At 64.0% G+C, this 13,144-nt stretch carries 13 protein-coding genes and 1 tRNA gene; 9 read left to right on the top strand and 5 right to left on the bottom strand.

Annotation, left to right across the window (positions count from 1 at the left end):
* Nucleotides 1-83 precede the first annotated feature (83 nt).
* From FJ527_RS08515 to FJ527_RS08500, 4 genes are read left to right on the top strand one after another with little or no spacing between them, the layout of a single operon-like run.
* Nucleotides 84-857 (top strand): FadR/GntR family transcriptional regulator, encoded by a 774-nt coding sequence (locus tag FJ527_RS08515; protein WP_015315180.1) that lies wholly within the window; start codon nucleotides 84-86, stop codon nucleotides 855-857.
* Between the two features lie 22 nt (nucleotides 858-879).
* A complete protein-coding gene (gene kduI / locus FJ527_RS08510) occupies nucleotides 880-1,731 on the top strand; it encodes a 5-dehydro-4-deoxy-D-glucuronate isomerase (RefSeq protein ID WP_140662554.1) in 852 nt (283 codons plus the stop codon).
* Nucleotides 1,728-2,492: a 2-dehydro-3-deoxy-D-gluconate 5-dehydrogenase KduD gene (gene kduD / locus FJ527_RS08505; protein WP_140822660.1), complete on the top strand. Its 765-nt coding sequence runs from the start codon at nucleotides 1,728-1,730 to the stop codon at nucleotides 2,490-2,492. The genes kduI and kduD overlap by 4 nt, the downstream gene beginning before the upstream one ends.
* 10 nt (nucleotides 2,493-2,502) lie before the next feature.
* On the top strand, nucleotides 2,503-2,841 hold the full coding sequence (locus FJ527_RS08500) for a cupin domain-containing protein (RefSeq protein WP_140822658.1): 339 nt from the start codon (nucleotides 2,503-2,505) through the stop codon (nucleotides 2,839-2,841).
* A gap of 153 nt (nucleotides 2,842-2,994) precedes the next feature.
* Here FJ527_RS08500 and FJ527_RS08495 read toward each other — a convergent pair whose 3' ends face one another.
* Nucleotides 2,995-4,416, bottom strand: a complete 1,422-nt coding sequence (locus FJ527_RS08495) for a coniferyl aldehyde dehydrogenase (protein WP_140822656.1) — start codon at nucleotides 4,414-4,416, stop codon at nucleotides 2,995-2,997.
* A 237-nt stretch (nucleotides 4,417-4,653) separates the two neighbouring features.
* On the opposite strand from FJ527_RS08495, the gene recQ reads away from it, so the two are divergent.
* On the top strand, nucleotides 4,654-6,489 hold the full coding sequence (gene recQ / locus FJ527_RS08490; RefSeq protein WP_140662562.1) for a DNA helicase RecQ: 1,836 nt from the start codon (nucleotides 4,654-4,656) through the stop codon (nucleotides 6,487-6,489).
* Between the two features lie 62 nt (nucleotides 6,490-6,551).
* Here the strand turns inward: recQ and FJ527_RS08485 are convergent, their stop codons facing one another.
* The 3 genes from FJ527_RS08485 to FJ527_RS08475 form a co-directional block, all read right to left on the bottom strand.
* On the bottom strand, nucleotides 6,552-7,895 hold the full coding sequence (locus FJ527_RS08485; RefSeq protein WP_015315186.1) for a phospholipase D-like domain-containing protein: 1,344 nt from the start codon (nucleotides 7,893-7,895) through the stop codon (nucleotides 6,552-6,554).
* A gap of 1 nt (nucleotide 7,896) precedes the next feature.
* Nucleotides 7,897-8,289 carry a low affinity iron permease family protein gene (locus FJ527_RS08480; RefSeq protein ID WP_348642613.1) on the bottom strand — a complete coding sequence of 131 codons (393 nt, stop codon included), beginning with the start codon at nucleotides 8,287-8,289 and terminating at the stop codon, nucleotides 7,897-7,899.
* Nucleotides 8,290-8,848: 559 nt separating this feature from the next.
* A tRNA-Ser gene (locus FJ527_RS08475) sits at nucleotides 8,849-8,938 on the bottom strand.
* A gap of 324 nt (nucleotides 8,939-9,262) precedes the next feature.
* On the opposite strand from FJ527_RS08475, the gene FJ527_RS08470 reads away from it, so the two are divergent.
* The 3 genes from FJ527_RS08470 to FJ527_RS08460 all read left to right on the top strand — a co-directional run bounded on the left by FJ527_RS08470 (nucleotide 9,263) and on the right by FJ527_RS08460 (nucleotide 11,010).
* Nucleotides 9,263-9,934 (top strand): 50S ribosomal protein L21, encoded by a 672-nt coding sequence (locus tag FJ527_RS08470; RefSeq protein WP_140822654.1) that lies wholly within the window; start codon nucleotides 9,263-9,265, stop codon nucleotides 9,932-9,934.
* Nucleotides 9,935-10,034: 100 nt separating this feature from the next.
* Entirely contained in the window at nucleotides 10,035-10,304 is a 270-nt protein-coding gene (gene rpmA, locus FJ527_RS08465; RefSeq protein ID WP_015315190.1) for a 50S ribosomal protein L27, read from the top strand.
* A 118-nt stretch (nucleotides 10,305-10,422) separates the two neighbouring features.
* Entirely contained in the window at nucleotides 10,423-11,010 is a 588-nt protein-coding gene (locus FJ527_RS08460; RefSeq protein ID WP_140712513.1) for a GNAT family protein, read from the top strand.
* 99 nt (nucleotides 11,011-11,109) lie between these two features.
* Here the strand turns inward: FJ527_RS08460 and FJ527_RS08455 are convergent, their stop codons facing one another.
* Nucleotides 11,110-11,979 (bottom strand): endonuclease/exonuclease/phosphatase family protein, encoded by an 870-nt coding sequence (locus FJ527_RS08455; RefSeq protein ID WP_015315191.1) that lies wholly within the window; start codon nucleotides 11,977-11,979, stop codon nucleotides 11,110-11,112.
* A gap of 132 nt (nucleotides 11,980-12,111) precedes the next feature.
* Between FJ527_RS08455 and obgE the strand changes: the two genes are divergently transcribed.
* Nucleotides 12,112-13,143, top strand: a complete 1,032-nt coding sequence (gene obgE / locus FJ527_RS08450) for a GTPase ObgE (protein WP_140822653.1) — start codon at nucleotides 12,112-12,114, stop codon at nucleotides 13,141-13,143.
* Nucleotide 13,144: the final 1 nt, after the last annotated feature.

Raw genomic sequence — 13,144 nt, 5'->3', positions numbered from 1 at the left:
CGCTCTAACTCTTTGTGTTTACGCAATTCCAGGCGGAAAGACGCTACGCACTTTTCGTGGAATTGCACTAGGAGGTCACCGAGGTGTCCGATACCGCAAACGACCTCAGGGTCGAGAGAAAACCCAAGCTGTCGGAAACCGTCGTGGGGGCGATCCGCAAGCAGTTGCAGGCGGGCGAGATCCCGCCGGGCCACAAGCTGCCGACCGAGGGCCAGCTGACCGAAACCTTCGGCGTCAGCCGAACCGTCATCCGCGAGGCGCTGGCCAAGCTTGCCGCCGACGGTCTGGTCGAGCCGCGGCAGGGCGCCGGGGTGTTCGTCACAGAGCATATTTCGACCATGTTCGGGGCGCTCGCCGCCGACATGGGAGCCAAGGATTCGGTCGCGCTCAACGTGCTCGAGGTGCGGCTGGCGATCGAGATCGAATCGGCTGGGCTCGCTGCCATCCGTCGCAACGCCGCGCAGGAGGCGGCGATCCAGGAAGCCTTCTTCGAGTTCGAGCGGCTGCTGCTCGACAGCCAGCCGACCGGTCCGGCCGACCTCGCCTTCCATCGCGCCATCGCCAGCGCCACCAATAACCCCTTCTATGTCGAGATGCTCGACGTGCTCGGCCGGCGCGCCATTCCGTGCGACGTGACCTCGCCCTGGTCGACCGAACTGGCGCAGTCCGACAGCTACCAGCGCGGGCTGCAGCGCGAGCATCTGGTGATCCTGAACGCGATCACGGCGGGCGATGCCGAAGCCGCGCGCGAGGCGATGCGCACCCATCTCGGCGCCAGCCAGCAGCGTTACCGCGAGCGGCTGCAGGCGCGGCAGGCCTACTACGCCAGCTCGGTCAAGGCGGCCGCAGGCGAATGATCCACCGAAAGCCAGGACAGAAATGAGCCAGAACCACACCGACTACACATCGCGCTTCGCCATCGACCCGGCGGCGGCGGCCGCCATGGGAACGGATGAGCTGCGCCATAATTTCCATATCGAGGATCTCTTCCAGCCCGGGCGCATCAGCCTGACCTACACGCACTACGACCGCATGATCGTCGGCGGCGCCGTGCCTGCGGCAACGGCATTGCCACTGGAAGCGATCAAGCCGACCGGCACCAAGGGGTTTCTCGACCGGCGCGAATTGATCGCCGTCAACATCGGCGGCGCCGGCACGATCGAAGCCGGCGGCCAGTCCTTCGACCTGCGGGCGCGCGACATGCTCTATCTCGGCATGGGCACCGACACGGTTTCCTTCGCTTCTGCTGATAGGAACGACCCCGCCAAGTTCTATCTGCTCAGCGCCCCGGCGCATCAGGCTCATCCCAGCCGGCTGATCCGCCTCGATGACGCCAAGCGCCTCGATCTCGGCAGCAAGGAGGCCTGCAACGAGCGCTCGATCTTCCAGTTCATTCATGCCGGGGGAACAAAAACCTGCCAGCTCGTCGTCGGCATGACGCAGCTGGCGCCGGGCTCGATCTGGAACACCATGCCATGCCATGTGCATGACCGGCGCATGGAGGCCTACCTCTATTTCGACCTGCCCGAGGCGGCCCGCGTCTTCCACTTCATGGGCGAGCCGGACGAGACACGCCACATCGTCATGCGCAACGAGGAGGCGGTGCTGTCGCCGGGCTGGTCGATCCACTCAGGCGCCGGCACGTCCAACTATGCCTTCATCTGGGCGATGGCCGGCGACAATGTCGACTACACCGATGTCGATCCGGTGGCGATGGACATGCTGCGGTGAGCGACCTCTCCGCCTTCAGCCTGGCCGGCAAGCGCATCCTGGTGACCGGCGCCAACACCGGCATCGGCCAAGGCATTGCCATCTCGGTCGCGCGCGCCGGTGGCGCCGTGATCGGCGTCGGCCGCTCATCGATGGACGACACCGCGAGCAAGGTCGGCGCGGTGGGCGGCCAATTCGAGGCGGTGAGCATCGATCTTGCCGACACGGCAGCAGTCGGACCGATGCTGGACCGCGTCTGGGATCAAAACGGTCCGATCGACGGGCTGGTCAACAATGCCGGCATCATCCGGCGCGCCGATGCCGTCGATCTCGGCGAAGCCGATTGGGACGACGTGATCGACGTCAATTTGAAGTCCGTCTTCCTGCTGTGTCAGTCCTTTGCGCGGCGCCTCCTTGCCGGTGGACGCCAGGGCAAGATCGTCAACATCGCCTCGGTGCTGAGTTTCCAGGGCGGCATCCGCGTCGCGTCCTACACGGCGTCCAAGCATGGCGTGCTCGGCATCACCAGACTGCTCGCCTGCGAGTGGGGGGCGAAGGGCATCAACGTCAATGGCATAGCGCCGGGCTATATCGACACCAACAACACGCAGGCGCTGCGCGCCGATCCCGACCGCAGCGCGGCCATCCTCGGGCGCATTCCCGCCGGCCGCTGGGGCGAGCCCGGAGACATTGGCGATGCTGCCGTCTTCCTGCTGGCGCCGGCCTCGAACTATATGCATGGCGCGGTGGTGCCGGTGGATGGGGGATGGCTGGCGCGATGAGGAGAAGACGATGACCGAGCCGAAGATTTTCGCGCATGCCGGCCAGGGTGCCTGGACGCCGACCCCGGATGGCAATCGCCGGCGGGTTCTCCTCACCACCGACGAACTGATGATGGTCGAATTCGGTTTCGACAAGGGTGGTGTCGGCGCCTTGCACTCGCACCCGCATGTGCAGGCGAGCTATGTCGCCGAAGGCCGTTTTGAGGTGACCATCGGCGGCCGGACCGAAATCGTCGAGACCGGCGGCAGCTTCATCGTGCCGTCCGGCCTGGTGCACGGCGTCAAGGCGCTCGAAGCGGGGCGGCTGGTCGACAGTTTTACGCCGCACCGCGCCGATTTCCTCGCCTGACCGGGTCGCCGACGATTTCTCGGCCAACGAAAAAACCCGCGCCTCCAGGGAAGCGCGGGTTGTTGCCTGGGCGCCAATGGCGCCGCGGTACTCAAAACATCACCGCAGAGTGCGAAAGCTGCCGCATCATGGTGAAGATAGACTTAATGCGCGTCAGGTGATGCGCCTGAGCAGGCCGAAAAGCCGTTCGAACGTCTTGCCGTAGGGCGGCCGCAGAAGGCTCCCTGCGCTCAACCGCGACTGCAGGAAGACCGGTTTCTCCTTGCTGAAGGTGCGGAAACCCCATTCGCCATGATAGGCGCCCATGCCGCTGGCGCCGACGCCGCCGAAGGGCTGGTTCTCCTGCACCAGATGCAGCATGCAGTCGTTGATGGTGACGCCGCCGGCGACCGTCTCGCGCAGGATGCGCTGGCGGTTGCCGCTGTCATCGCCGAACCAGTAGAGCGCCAGCGGCCGGTCGGCCTGGTTCACATAAGCGATCGCGTCGTCGAGCGTGGCGTATTCGACGATAGGCAGCACCGGGCCGAAAATCTCCTCGCGCATCAGCTTCAGGTCCGAGCCTGCGTTGCTGACCAGGGTCGGCGGAAGCTTCCGGCCCGCATTGCCGAGGTCTTCGCCGACCGGGTTGATCTCGGTGACATCGGCACCCGTGTCGCGCGCTTCCGCGATCATGGCGCGCAGACGCTGGTAATGCCGATCGCTGATGATGGCGGTATAGTCGGGGTTGTCGCTCAGCGAGGGGTAGAGCCGCGCCATGGCGATTGCGAGCTTCGCGGCGACCGTACCTGCTTGTCCCTTCGGCACCAGCAAATAGTCCGGCGCGATGCAGGTCTGCCCGGCATTCAACAGCTTGCCATAGGCGACGCTGGCGACCGCGGTGTCAAGATCGCAGGAGGGGTCGAGGATCGCCGGCGACTTCCCGCCGAGTTCGAGCGTGACCGGGGTCAGGTTGGCGGCGGCGGCGATCGCAACCTGGCGTCCGACCGCCGTCGAACCGGTGAACAGCAGATGATCGAACGGCATCGAGACGAAGGCTTTCCCCGTATCGGCATCGCCGGCGATGACGCTGAGTTCATCCGGGGCGAAATGTTCGCCAGCCAGCCTGGTCAGCAGCCCGGAAAAAGCCGGCGTCAGTTCGGAAGGCTTGACCAGCACGCGGTTGCCGGCGGCAAGCGCGGCCGTAACCGGCGCGACGGCGAGCTGAAAAGGATAGTTCCAGGGAGACACGATACCGACGACGCCGAGCGGCTGCGGCACGAGGCGGTTCCTGCCTGGCAGAAACGGCAAGGTGGTGGCAACGCGGCGCTCCCGCATCCAGCCGCCGACATGGGCGAGCGCATGGCGAATGCCGGCGCGCACGACGAACAGTTCGGCCAGGCGGGTCTCATGCGCCGAGCGACCGCCGAAGTCGGCATCGATCGCAGCGCAGATTTCAGTCTCGTGCCGCTCGGTCAGCGCCAGCAGGCGCCTCAGCCGGTCCTTGCGGACGCCAAGGTCGGGAAAGGGTTGTGCCTTGAAGGCGGCGCGCTGCAGCCGGAACCGCTCGCCCAGCAAATCCTGTCTCACCTGCAGCATCGCGCCCTCCGTGGCGTATCGGCGAGGGCAAGCTTACATCGCAACGCGGCGGAATCCATCAGGGGTGCGTGTGCCGCTGGGGAAGGCGTCGCCGGCGGTGTTGCCGAGGGCATTGACAGGGCGGTTGTGATGGGATGAGCGGTGGGCTACTCCAAGGCCTCACAAGGAGTCGCCCTTGACCATCTTGCCCGATCTCTCCCGTACGCGAAACATCGCTTGCCGCCAGGCGGCTGTCTGATGCCGGCGCAGGCGGCGGGTATCAGGGCCGGGGATCCCAAGCGGCGCGTCCTGAAGGAGGTGTTCGGCTTCGACGATTTTCGCCCCGGCCAGGCCGACGTGATGGATACACTGCTTAGCGGGCGCCATGTGCTGGCCGTCATGCCGACGGGCGCGGGCAAATCGCTCTGCTACCAGGTTCCGGCGCTGGTTCTGGGCGGGCTCACCCTCGTCGTCTCGCCGCTGGTGGCTCTGATGCAGGACCAGGTCGCGGCGCTGCGGCTTGCCGGCGTGGCGGCCGATACGATCAATTCCTCGCTCGACCGCGAGGCCAATGTCGCGGCCTGGCGCCGTGTGGCATCTGGCCAGACGCGGCTGCTCTATCTGGCGCCGGAGCGGCTGATGACCGAGCGCATGCTGGACGCCCTTTCCAGGCTCCACGTCAGCCTGATCGCCATCGACGAGGCGCATTGCATCTCGCAATGGGGTCCGGCGTTCCGGCCCGAATATGAGGATCTGTCCCGGTTGCGCGGTATCTTTGCCAATGTGCCGATCATCGCGGTGACGGCGACTGCCGATGAGAGCACGCGTACCGACATCGCCGCCCGCCTGTTCGCTGAGCAGGTCGAAACGCTGGTGCTCGGTTTCGACCGGCCCAACATCAAGCTGGCCATCGCGCCCAAGCAGGACAGCAAGCGCCAGCTGCTCGGCTTCATCGAGCGCCATGCGGGCAAGAGCGGCATCATCTATTGCTTGTCGCGCAAGAAAACGGAAGAGATCGCGGCCTTTCTGAAGCGCAACGGCGTCACCGCGCTCGCTTACCACGCCGGCATGAGCAAGGAGGCGCGTGAAGCCAATCAAAACGCCTTCATGACCTTGTCCGGCGTCGTCATGGTGGCAACCATCGCGTTCGGCATGGGCATCGACAAGCCTGATGTCGCCTTTGTCTTCCACACCGATATGCCGGGCAGCCTGGAAGCCTATTATCAGGAAATCGGCCGTGCCGGCCGCGACGGACGCGAGGCCGAGGCGCATATGCTTTACGGCCTTGGCGACATCCGCATGCGCCGGCTGTTCATCGACGACGAGGATGCCTCGTCAGAGCACAAGAGGCGGTCACACCGCCGGCTCGACACGCTGATCGGCTATTGCGAGACGGCGCAATGCCGCCGCCAGGTGCTGCTCGGCTATTTCGGCGAAGAGGCCCAGGCCTGCGGCAATTGCGACAACTGCCTCGACCAGGCGCCGCGCGCCGATGGCAGTGCCGAAGCGCGGAAGATCCTGGCGGCGGTCGCAGAGAGCGGCGAGCGCTTCGGCGCGGCCCATGTCATCGATATCCTGCTTGGCCACGAGACCGAGAAGGTGCTGGCGAGAGCTCATCAAACACTCAGCAGTTTCGGCACCGGCGCCGCGCACAGAAAGACAGTGTGGCTGTCGCTGGTCCGGCAACTGGTGGCCGGCGGGTTCCTGATGCCGGATCCCGAGGGCCATGGCGGTCTCGCCATCTCCGAAAGCGGCCGCGCGCTCGGCCGTGGCGAGATTGCATTCCAGTATCGCGTCGAGACGCGGGACCCTCTGGCGCGCGGCAGGAAGCGTTCCGGGGAAGGCGCCGCCGCCGGAGCCGAGGGCGTCGATGCTTCGCTGCTGGCGGCGCTCAAGTCGCTGCGGCTACGGCTCGCCAAGGAGCGACAGGTCCCGGCCTATGTGGTGTTTTCCGACCGCACGCTCATCGACATGGCCGACCGCCGCCCGCGCGACCTCGACGCCTTTGCCGAAGTGAATGGCGTGGGAGGGGCCAAGCTCAAGGAGTTCGGCGCGGTTTTCCTGGCCGCGATCGCCGCGCAACAGCCTGATTGAAAGCTTGATGGCGAGCGGTAGGGCTGATCAGGCTGGTCGAATGAGCAGTAAAAGCCAGGTCATCAAAGTTGGGAGCGCAGCCTGCTGGCCAGCCAGTCCGAAATTTTTTCCCGCAGGGGACGCGCTTCCCATTCGGCCAGGGTAACTTGCCGGGATCTCCCAAGGTCTTGGTTGAACAGGTCGATCTGCGTGTTCGCGAAATCCCTGCCATAGACGTTCAGACTGGCTTCATCGTTCAGCCGCAAGGAGCGTTCGTCCAGATTGGTGGAACCAAAGCTCGTCCAGATGTCGTCAACGATCAGCAGCTTGGGATGATACATGGTGGGTTGAAACTCGTAGATACGCACTCCAGCCCTAAGCAAGTCGCCCCAGAAATAGCGCGAGCCCTTCCGAACCAAAGGCACGTCGGTGAGCGCATTCGGAACGATCACATCGACAGACACGCCTCGCTTCCTGGCGTCCAGGATCTGCTGGAGGGCGATGTCGTCGGGGACGAAATAGGCCATTCCGATTCGCAGGTGATCCCTCGCGGCGGCTATCGCGGCCAGCATCATCAATTCCATGTTCTCCGAGCCATTTGGCTGCGAAGAAAGTATCAGCTGGGCGCCGAGCGACCCCGCCGGTTCGGGCGGAGGGTAGAACTTCCGACCCTGCAATGTCTCACCGGTCGTCTCCAACCAATTTTCGGCAAAGGCTGCCTGGAAAGCAGGCACGGCGGTCCCTTCGATCCGATAGTGCGTATCGCGCCATTCATCCGGATTGCGGGCGTCTCCCCGCCATTTGTCGGCGATGCCGACGCCGCCCGTAAAGGCCACCCGTCCGTCGACGATGAGCAGTTTGCGATGGGTTCGGTTGTTCACGCGGTCCAACGTATACCAATGGATCGGCCGGTAGCGCTGGAACCTCACGCCGGCTCCTGTCATGATATGGATCAGGTTTTCATCGAAAGGCAGACTGCCGACCCAGTCGACAAGCACCCGGACCTCGACACCTTGCCGCGCCTTGGCCGCCAAGGCTTGTGCGAATTCATATCCAACGGCCCCAGACCAATAGATATAGGTCTCAAAATCGATGGTGGACCGGGCCGCGCCGATCGCCTGGAGCATCGAAGGAAAAATCTCGTCGCCGTTCACAAGGGTCTGCACCGCGTTCGCGTTTGACATCTGTCCCAGCGAGTAGCTGCTCATCGACCTCGCGAACTGCGGATCCGATGCGTCGAAGCGATGCGGGACAATCGTCCGCAAAACCCGCGGTTCAGGGGTCAGGTTTATGGCCGCCAACGTGGCCAGACCGGCGACAACCGCAACGGCCACATAGCTTAATCCCTTGAGCAGCGGGCTGAATTTTCGATCCAACCGCGTTGGCTTCGCGCCCCTCAGGAACGCCACGAGACCGGCAGCGCGCATGTTAGTCGCCCTGCTGCTTGCGATCGCGATGTTTCTCGATGTCCTCGGGCTCTTCATCGTCGATGCGGGTGATGGTCGAAGCCGAACTGTTTGATCTCAGCATTTCGTCCAACTTGGCATGAATGGCCTGGGTATCGCGATGTTCAGCCCGCTGAATGAAGAGCGTCATGGCCCAGGTGAGGAGCGTAGCCGCGCCATGCCAGTTCAAGCTTTGCCGGTCGAAAACGATCCAGAAGATCGCATAGGCCAGCAGGACCAGGAATGCTGCCGGACGAGAGGTCCACGTGCCGATCGAGGTGAGCGCGCCGGTAATGGGGTGATTTGCCATCAGCAGGAACTTTCCACGGTAACGCAGGTTCCCGCGAGCGCGTCGGCGAAGGCTGCCGTACGGCACAGTTGTCTGCAGAAAGCGCCGCCAGGCCCTGACCATCCGTCTGGGGTGGGCGTTGGCTCGAATGGCTGCAGCGTCAGAGGCTGCAATGGGAGCCTTGCGATCGCGGGCCTGTCTCGGAGCGCCGCAGCGTCGGGACGTCGTCAAGCAGGCAGCCCGGCGAGTACTGCGCCAATACCCTTTCCAGACGCGCCAGAAGGACTTTCCTCGACTTTATCTCGTACCCCAACCGCAATGTGCCTCCCATGCTTTTGCGGTTGGTGGTCAACTCCTGCTGGAGGATGCCGATGCGGATGCGTACCTCATCGGCCTGTGCTCGAAGTGCTGCCTTGATTGGCCCTCGACCTTGCATGCTGAACTCGATCTCCCCTGGAAACGGATATCGAACTTGAGGGACATGCTTTGGTTCCTCGGCATCGCTTCTTATTTTCCGACCCGCGACAGCCGGTCGCGTCCCGCCGCGTGCATGCCGGCGCCTGTCGGCGATCATTATCGCCGAGGATGGGGACGAACCCGCGAATTGGCGGTAGCCGATGCCGCCGGCATTTTCTATTTGGGGGAATGGCGGAGAGGGAGGGATTCGAACCCCCGATGGGCTTGCACCCATGCCGCATTTCGAGTGCGGTGCATTCGACCACTCTGCCACCTCTCCGCGGTCATGGTCGGCCGTTGCCGGCGCGGCGCACTAGATAACGGCTGAACGGGCAGGTTACAAGGCCAAATCCACCGGAAATTCAGCTTCCTGTCCGGGCTCGTTCGGAGTGCCACGCTCCGTCCTGGGCAGGAGTCTCGCCCGCATCGCAGGGAAACCGGCCCGTTGCCTTGACTCCCACGCAACCTTCGGTTAGGGACAGCGCGCAATCGGCGTGGAGGGTTCTTCCACGCCGCTTGTTTTTTGAACCCGCAGACTGACAAAAAGACGGCCGAACCGCCAGAGGCGGTTCATCAAGGCCGACCGAACAGCGAAAGGCAAAAAATGTTCGCAGTCATTAAAACGGGCGGTAAGCAGTATCGCGTTGCCGCCAACGATCTCCTGAAGATCGAAAAAGTCGAAGCCAATGTCGGCGACATCGTCGAGATCGGCCACGTGCTCGCTCATGGCGAGGGCGAGAATGTCACGTTCGGCGCGCCGTTCGTCGATGGCGCCCTGGTGACCGCCGAAGTCGTCGAGCAGGGCAAGAACCGCACGGTCATCGCTTTCAAGAAGCGTCGCCGCCAGAATTCGCGCCGCAAGATCGGCCATCGCCAGCTTTTGACCACCGTGCGGATCTCCGAGATCCTGCTGGGTGGCGCCAAGCCCGCCAAGAAGGCGGCCGTCAAGGCGGAAGCCAAGGCTGAGGTCGCTCCCGAGGCCGCGCCGAAGGAAGCCAAGGCCAAGAAGGACGCCGCCCCCAAGGTAGACGCGAGGGCCGAGGCCGTCGCCGCGCCGCTGTTCAAGGCGCCGAAGGGCGAGCCGGACGACCTGACCGTGATCAAGGGCATCGGCCCGGTCGCCGCCAAGGATCTCGCCGAGCAGGGCATCATCACCTTCGCGCAGCTCGCCAAGCTGACCGAGAAGGACGTTGCCAAGATCGACGAGAACATGCCGTTCAGCGCCGACCAGATCAAGGACTGGCGCGAGCAGGCCAAGGAGCTGGCCAAGAAGTAAGGCGAACCGGCGCGAAACGTCGCCGGATCGGACTTGAAACGGAACGCGAACGCGTTCATAAGACCATTCAAGCGCCCATGGGCGCATCGGAGTTAGTTAGATGGCACACAAGAAAGCTGGCGGCTCGTCGCGCAACGGTCGCGACTCGCATTCCAAGCGTCTGGGCGTGAAGAAGTTCGGCGGCGAAGCCGTCATCCCGGGCAACATCATCATTCGTCAACGCGGCACCACCTGGCATCCCGGCGTCAATGTCGGCATGGGCACGGACCACACCCTTTTCGCGCTCGAAACCGGCGCCGTGACGTTCAACAAAAAAGCCAACGGCCGAACCTACGTATCGGTCAACCCGATTACCAAAGCCGCGGAGTAGCCGGTTCCGCACTAGAACACCGGCGCCCATCTCGGGACCGGTGTCTGGCAAAACCAGGAAAAGGATCAGGGGAGATGGGTTTCCATCTCCCCTTTTTCTTGTGCCTGGAGGACTTCAAATGGTTGCCGAAGCGGAAGATTCAGAAGACGAAAGTTACGCGATAGATTGCCCGGTGCTGGTCACCGAGCGGCTGGTGATGCGCGCTCCCGATGAGCGGGATATCGCGCAACTGGTCGAACTTGCCGACAACCGTCACGTTGCCGAGATGCTGGCGCGCATGCCGCACCCCTATGGGGAGGCCGAGGGACGTGCTTTCCTCGCCATGACCAAGGCGCGGCGCGCCGGCATCGCCTATGCCTTGACGCTGGCCGGCACCGACACTTTCGTCGGCTGCGCCGGGCTGAACACCACCGATCGCGGCCTTGAGCTCGGCTACTGGATCGGCGAGCCCTACTGGAAGAAGGGCTACGCCACGGAAGCCGCGCACGCGCTGGTCGACCTCGCCTTCCAGAAGACGTCGATCCAGGTGCTGCAGGCCTCGACCAGGGTCATCAATCCGGCTTCACGCCGCGTCATCCACAAATGCGGCTTCCAATATGCCGGCCAGGGCATGCTGAATTCGATCGTCGCCGGCCAGGTGCCGGTCGAACGTTATCGGCTCGACAGGAAAACCTGGACGAGCCTGCGCAATTGGATCCACTTCTAGGTGCGTCGATATTCAGGTGAGGCCGGCCTGACCTGAATATCGGCAAACCTTGGCGCGTGGGGCGAAACAGTACAAATCAGCTCGGGACCGGACTTGGGCTTAGCCCAGTTCGACCCAGACCGGCCGGTGGTCGGAACCGACTGATTGTCTGTCGACCCACAGGCGCTTCAGCGACCGGGCAAGCGAGGCGCTGGTGAAGATATAGTCGATGCGCTTGTGGCGGCTGGCGTTGGTGGGGTCGTTGGGATCGACCCAGGAGACGAGATCGTCGCCGGCGACATCGAGGCGCAGGGCGGCATCGACGGCGAAGTCGGCGGTCAGCGGCATGCCGAATTCATGGTCCGGCCGGCCGGCGAGTTCGACATATTCGGGCGAGCCGGCCAGCATGTTGAAATCGCCCATGCCGACAAAGGCTTCCGGATGCGGCAGTTCCGGCAGGCCGATCTCGGCGACGCCGGACAGCGCACCGCCTTCGAGCGCATAGTTCAACAGGCGCTGGCGCAGGAACTGGATCTGGCTGGCGCGTTCGACCGGGCTGCGGTGATCGAGATGGATGGAATAGAAGCGGATGAAACCAAGCGGCGTCTCGATCAGGGCTTCCAGCGCGCCGCGCTGGAAGTTCATCATCTCGAAGCTGCGGCTGCGCGGCAACAACAGGTTGCGCGACAGATGAATGGGCGTTTTCGACAAGACCATGTTGCCGAGCTGGAAGGTCGTGGTGATGGCGCGGCCGTCCTCGATGCGCGAGCCGATATTGGCCTCGAAATTGCTGCCATAGACGGCGAAATAATCGGGCAGCGCCTCGCCGATCTCGGCCACCATGTCGCGGCTGCCGTTCCGGGGATTGTTGCGGGTGACCTCCTGCAGCGCGATTACGTCGGCTCCGCGCACCGCGTCGGCGATGCGCCCGAGATCGTAGCGTCCATCGAGACCGATGCCGTACTGGATGTTGTAGGTTACAAGCTTCATTCCGACGTCTCTCCGGCCAACCCCGCGCGGCCATCGTCACAAAACGGCCTCGCCCTTCGCCGCGCCTTGGTTTAGAGCAAGGCCCAAGGTTTAGAGCAATGCCGCAAGGCCAATAAAAGAAACTGCAGTCCCATGAAATTTCTCGATCAAGCCAAGGTCTATGTCCGCTCCGGTGACGGGGGCGCCGGTTCGGTGTCGTTCCGGCGCGAGAAGTTCATCGAGTTCGGTGGGCCGGATGGCGGCGATGGCGGCCGCGGCGGCGATGTCTGGCTGGAAGCGGTCGACGGGCTGAACACGTTGATCGACTATCGCTACCAGCAGCATTTCAAGGCCAAGACCGGCGTCCACGGCATGGGCCGCAACATGACCGGCGCCAAGGGCGCCGATGTCACGCTGAAAGTGCCGGCCGGAACGCAGGTCTTCGAAGAGGACAATGAGACGCTGATCTGCGACCTGACCGTCGTCGGCCAGCGCTTTCTCCTGGCCAAGGGCGGCAATGGCGGCTTCGGCAACCAGCATTTCAAGACCTCGACCAACCAGGCGCCGCGACGCGCCAATCCCGGCCTTCCCGGCGAAGAACTCAACATCTGGCTCAGGCTGAAGCTGATTGCCGATGCCGGTCTGGTCGGGCTGCCCAATGCCGGCAAGTCGACATTCCTTGCCGCGGTCACCGCGGCAAAGCCGAAGATCGCCGACTATCCGTTCACGACGCTGCATCCGGGTCTCGGCGTCGCCCGCATCGATGCGCGCGAATTCGTCATCGCCGACATTCCAGGTCTGATCGAAGGCGCGCATGAGGGCGTCGGCATCGGCGACCGCTTCCTCGGCCATGTCGAGCGCACGCGCGTGCTGCTGCACCTGGTCTCCGCGCAGGAGGAGAACCCGGGCAAGGCCTACAAGACCGTGCGGGCCGAGCTCGAGGCCTATGGCCACGGCTTGACCGACAAGGCCGAGATCTTGGCGCTGAGCCAGGTCGACACGCTCGACGCAGACGCGCGCAAGAAGAAGGTTGCCTCGCTGAAGCGTGCCGCCGGCCGCGCGCCGATGCTGCTGTCGGCGGTCACCGGCGAGGGCGTCGAGGCGGTGCAGCGGGCGTTGATGGCTGTCATCGCGGAGGCGCGTGCGCGGATCGCCGCGCCGGTCGAGTCGCGCTGGGAAAAGTAAG

It is taken from the genome of Mesorhizobium sp. B2-4-18, from assembly GCF_006441385.1.
Classification (GTDB): domain Bacteria; phylum Pseudomonadota; class Alphaproteobacteria; order Rhizobiales; family Rhizobiaceae; genus Mesorhizobium; species Mesorhizobium australicum.
This window is presented reverse-complemented; position numbering and strand designations above follow the sequence as displayed.

Coding starts and splice junctions, on each gene's coding strand:
- kduI (WP_140662554.1), top strand. CDS start 880: ATGAGCCAGAACCACACCGACTACACATCGCGCTTCGCCATCGACCCG.
- FJ527_RS08500 (WP_140822658.1), top strand. CDS start 2,503: ATGACCGAGCCGAAGATTTTCGCGCATGCCGGCCAGGGTGCCTGGACG.
- FJ527_RS08495 (WP_140822656.1), bottom strand. CDS start 4,416: ATGCTGCAGGTGAGACAGGATTTGCTGGGCGAGCGGTTCCGGCTGCAG.
- recQ (WP_140662562.1), top strand. CDS start 4,654: ATGCCGGCGCAGGCGGCGGGTATCAGGGCCGGGGATCCCAAGCGGCGC.
- FJ527_RS08485 (WP_015315186.1), bottom strand. CDS start 7,895: ATGCGCGCTGCCGGTCTCGTGGCGTTCCTGAGGGGCGCGAAGCCAACG.
- FJ527_RS08470 (WP_140822654.1), top strand. CDS start 9,263: ATGTTCGCAGTCATTAAAACGGGCGGTAAGCAGTATCGCGTTGCCGCC.
- rpmA (WP_015315190.1), top strand. CDS start 10,035: ATGGCACACAAGAAAGCTGGCGGCTCGTCGCGCAACGGTCGCGACTCG.
- FJ527_RS08460 (WP_140712513.1), top strand. CDS start 10,423: ATGGTTGCCGAAGCGGAAGATTCAGAAGACGAAAGTTACGCGATAGAT.
- FJ527_RS08455 (WP_015315191.1), bottom strand. CDS start 11,979: ATGAAGCTTGTAACCTACAACATCCAGTACGGCATCGGTCTCGATGGA.
- obgE (WP_140822653.1), top strand. CDS start 12,112: ATGAAATTTCTCGATCAAGCCAAGGTCTATGTCCGCTCCGGTGACGGG.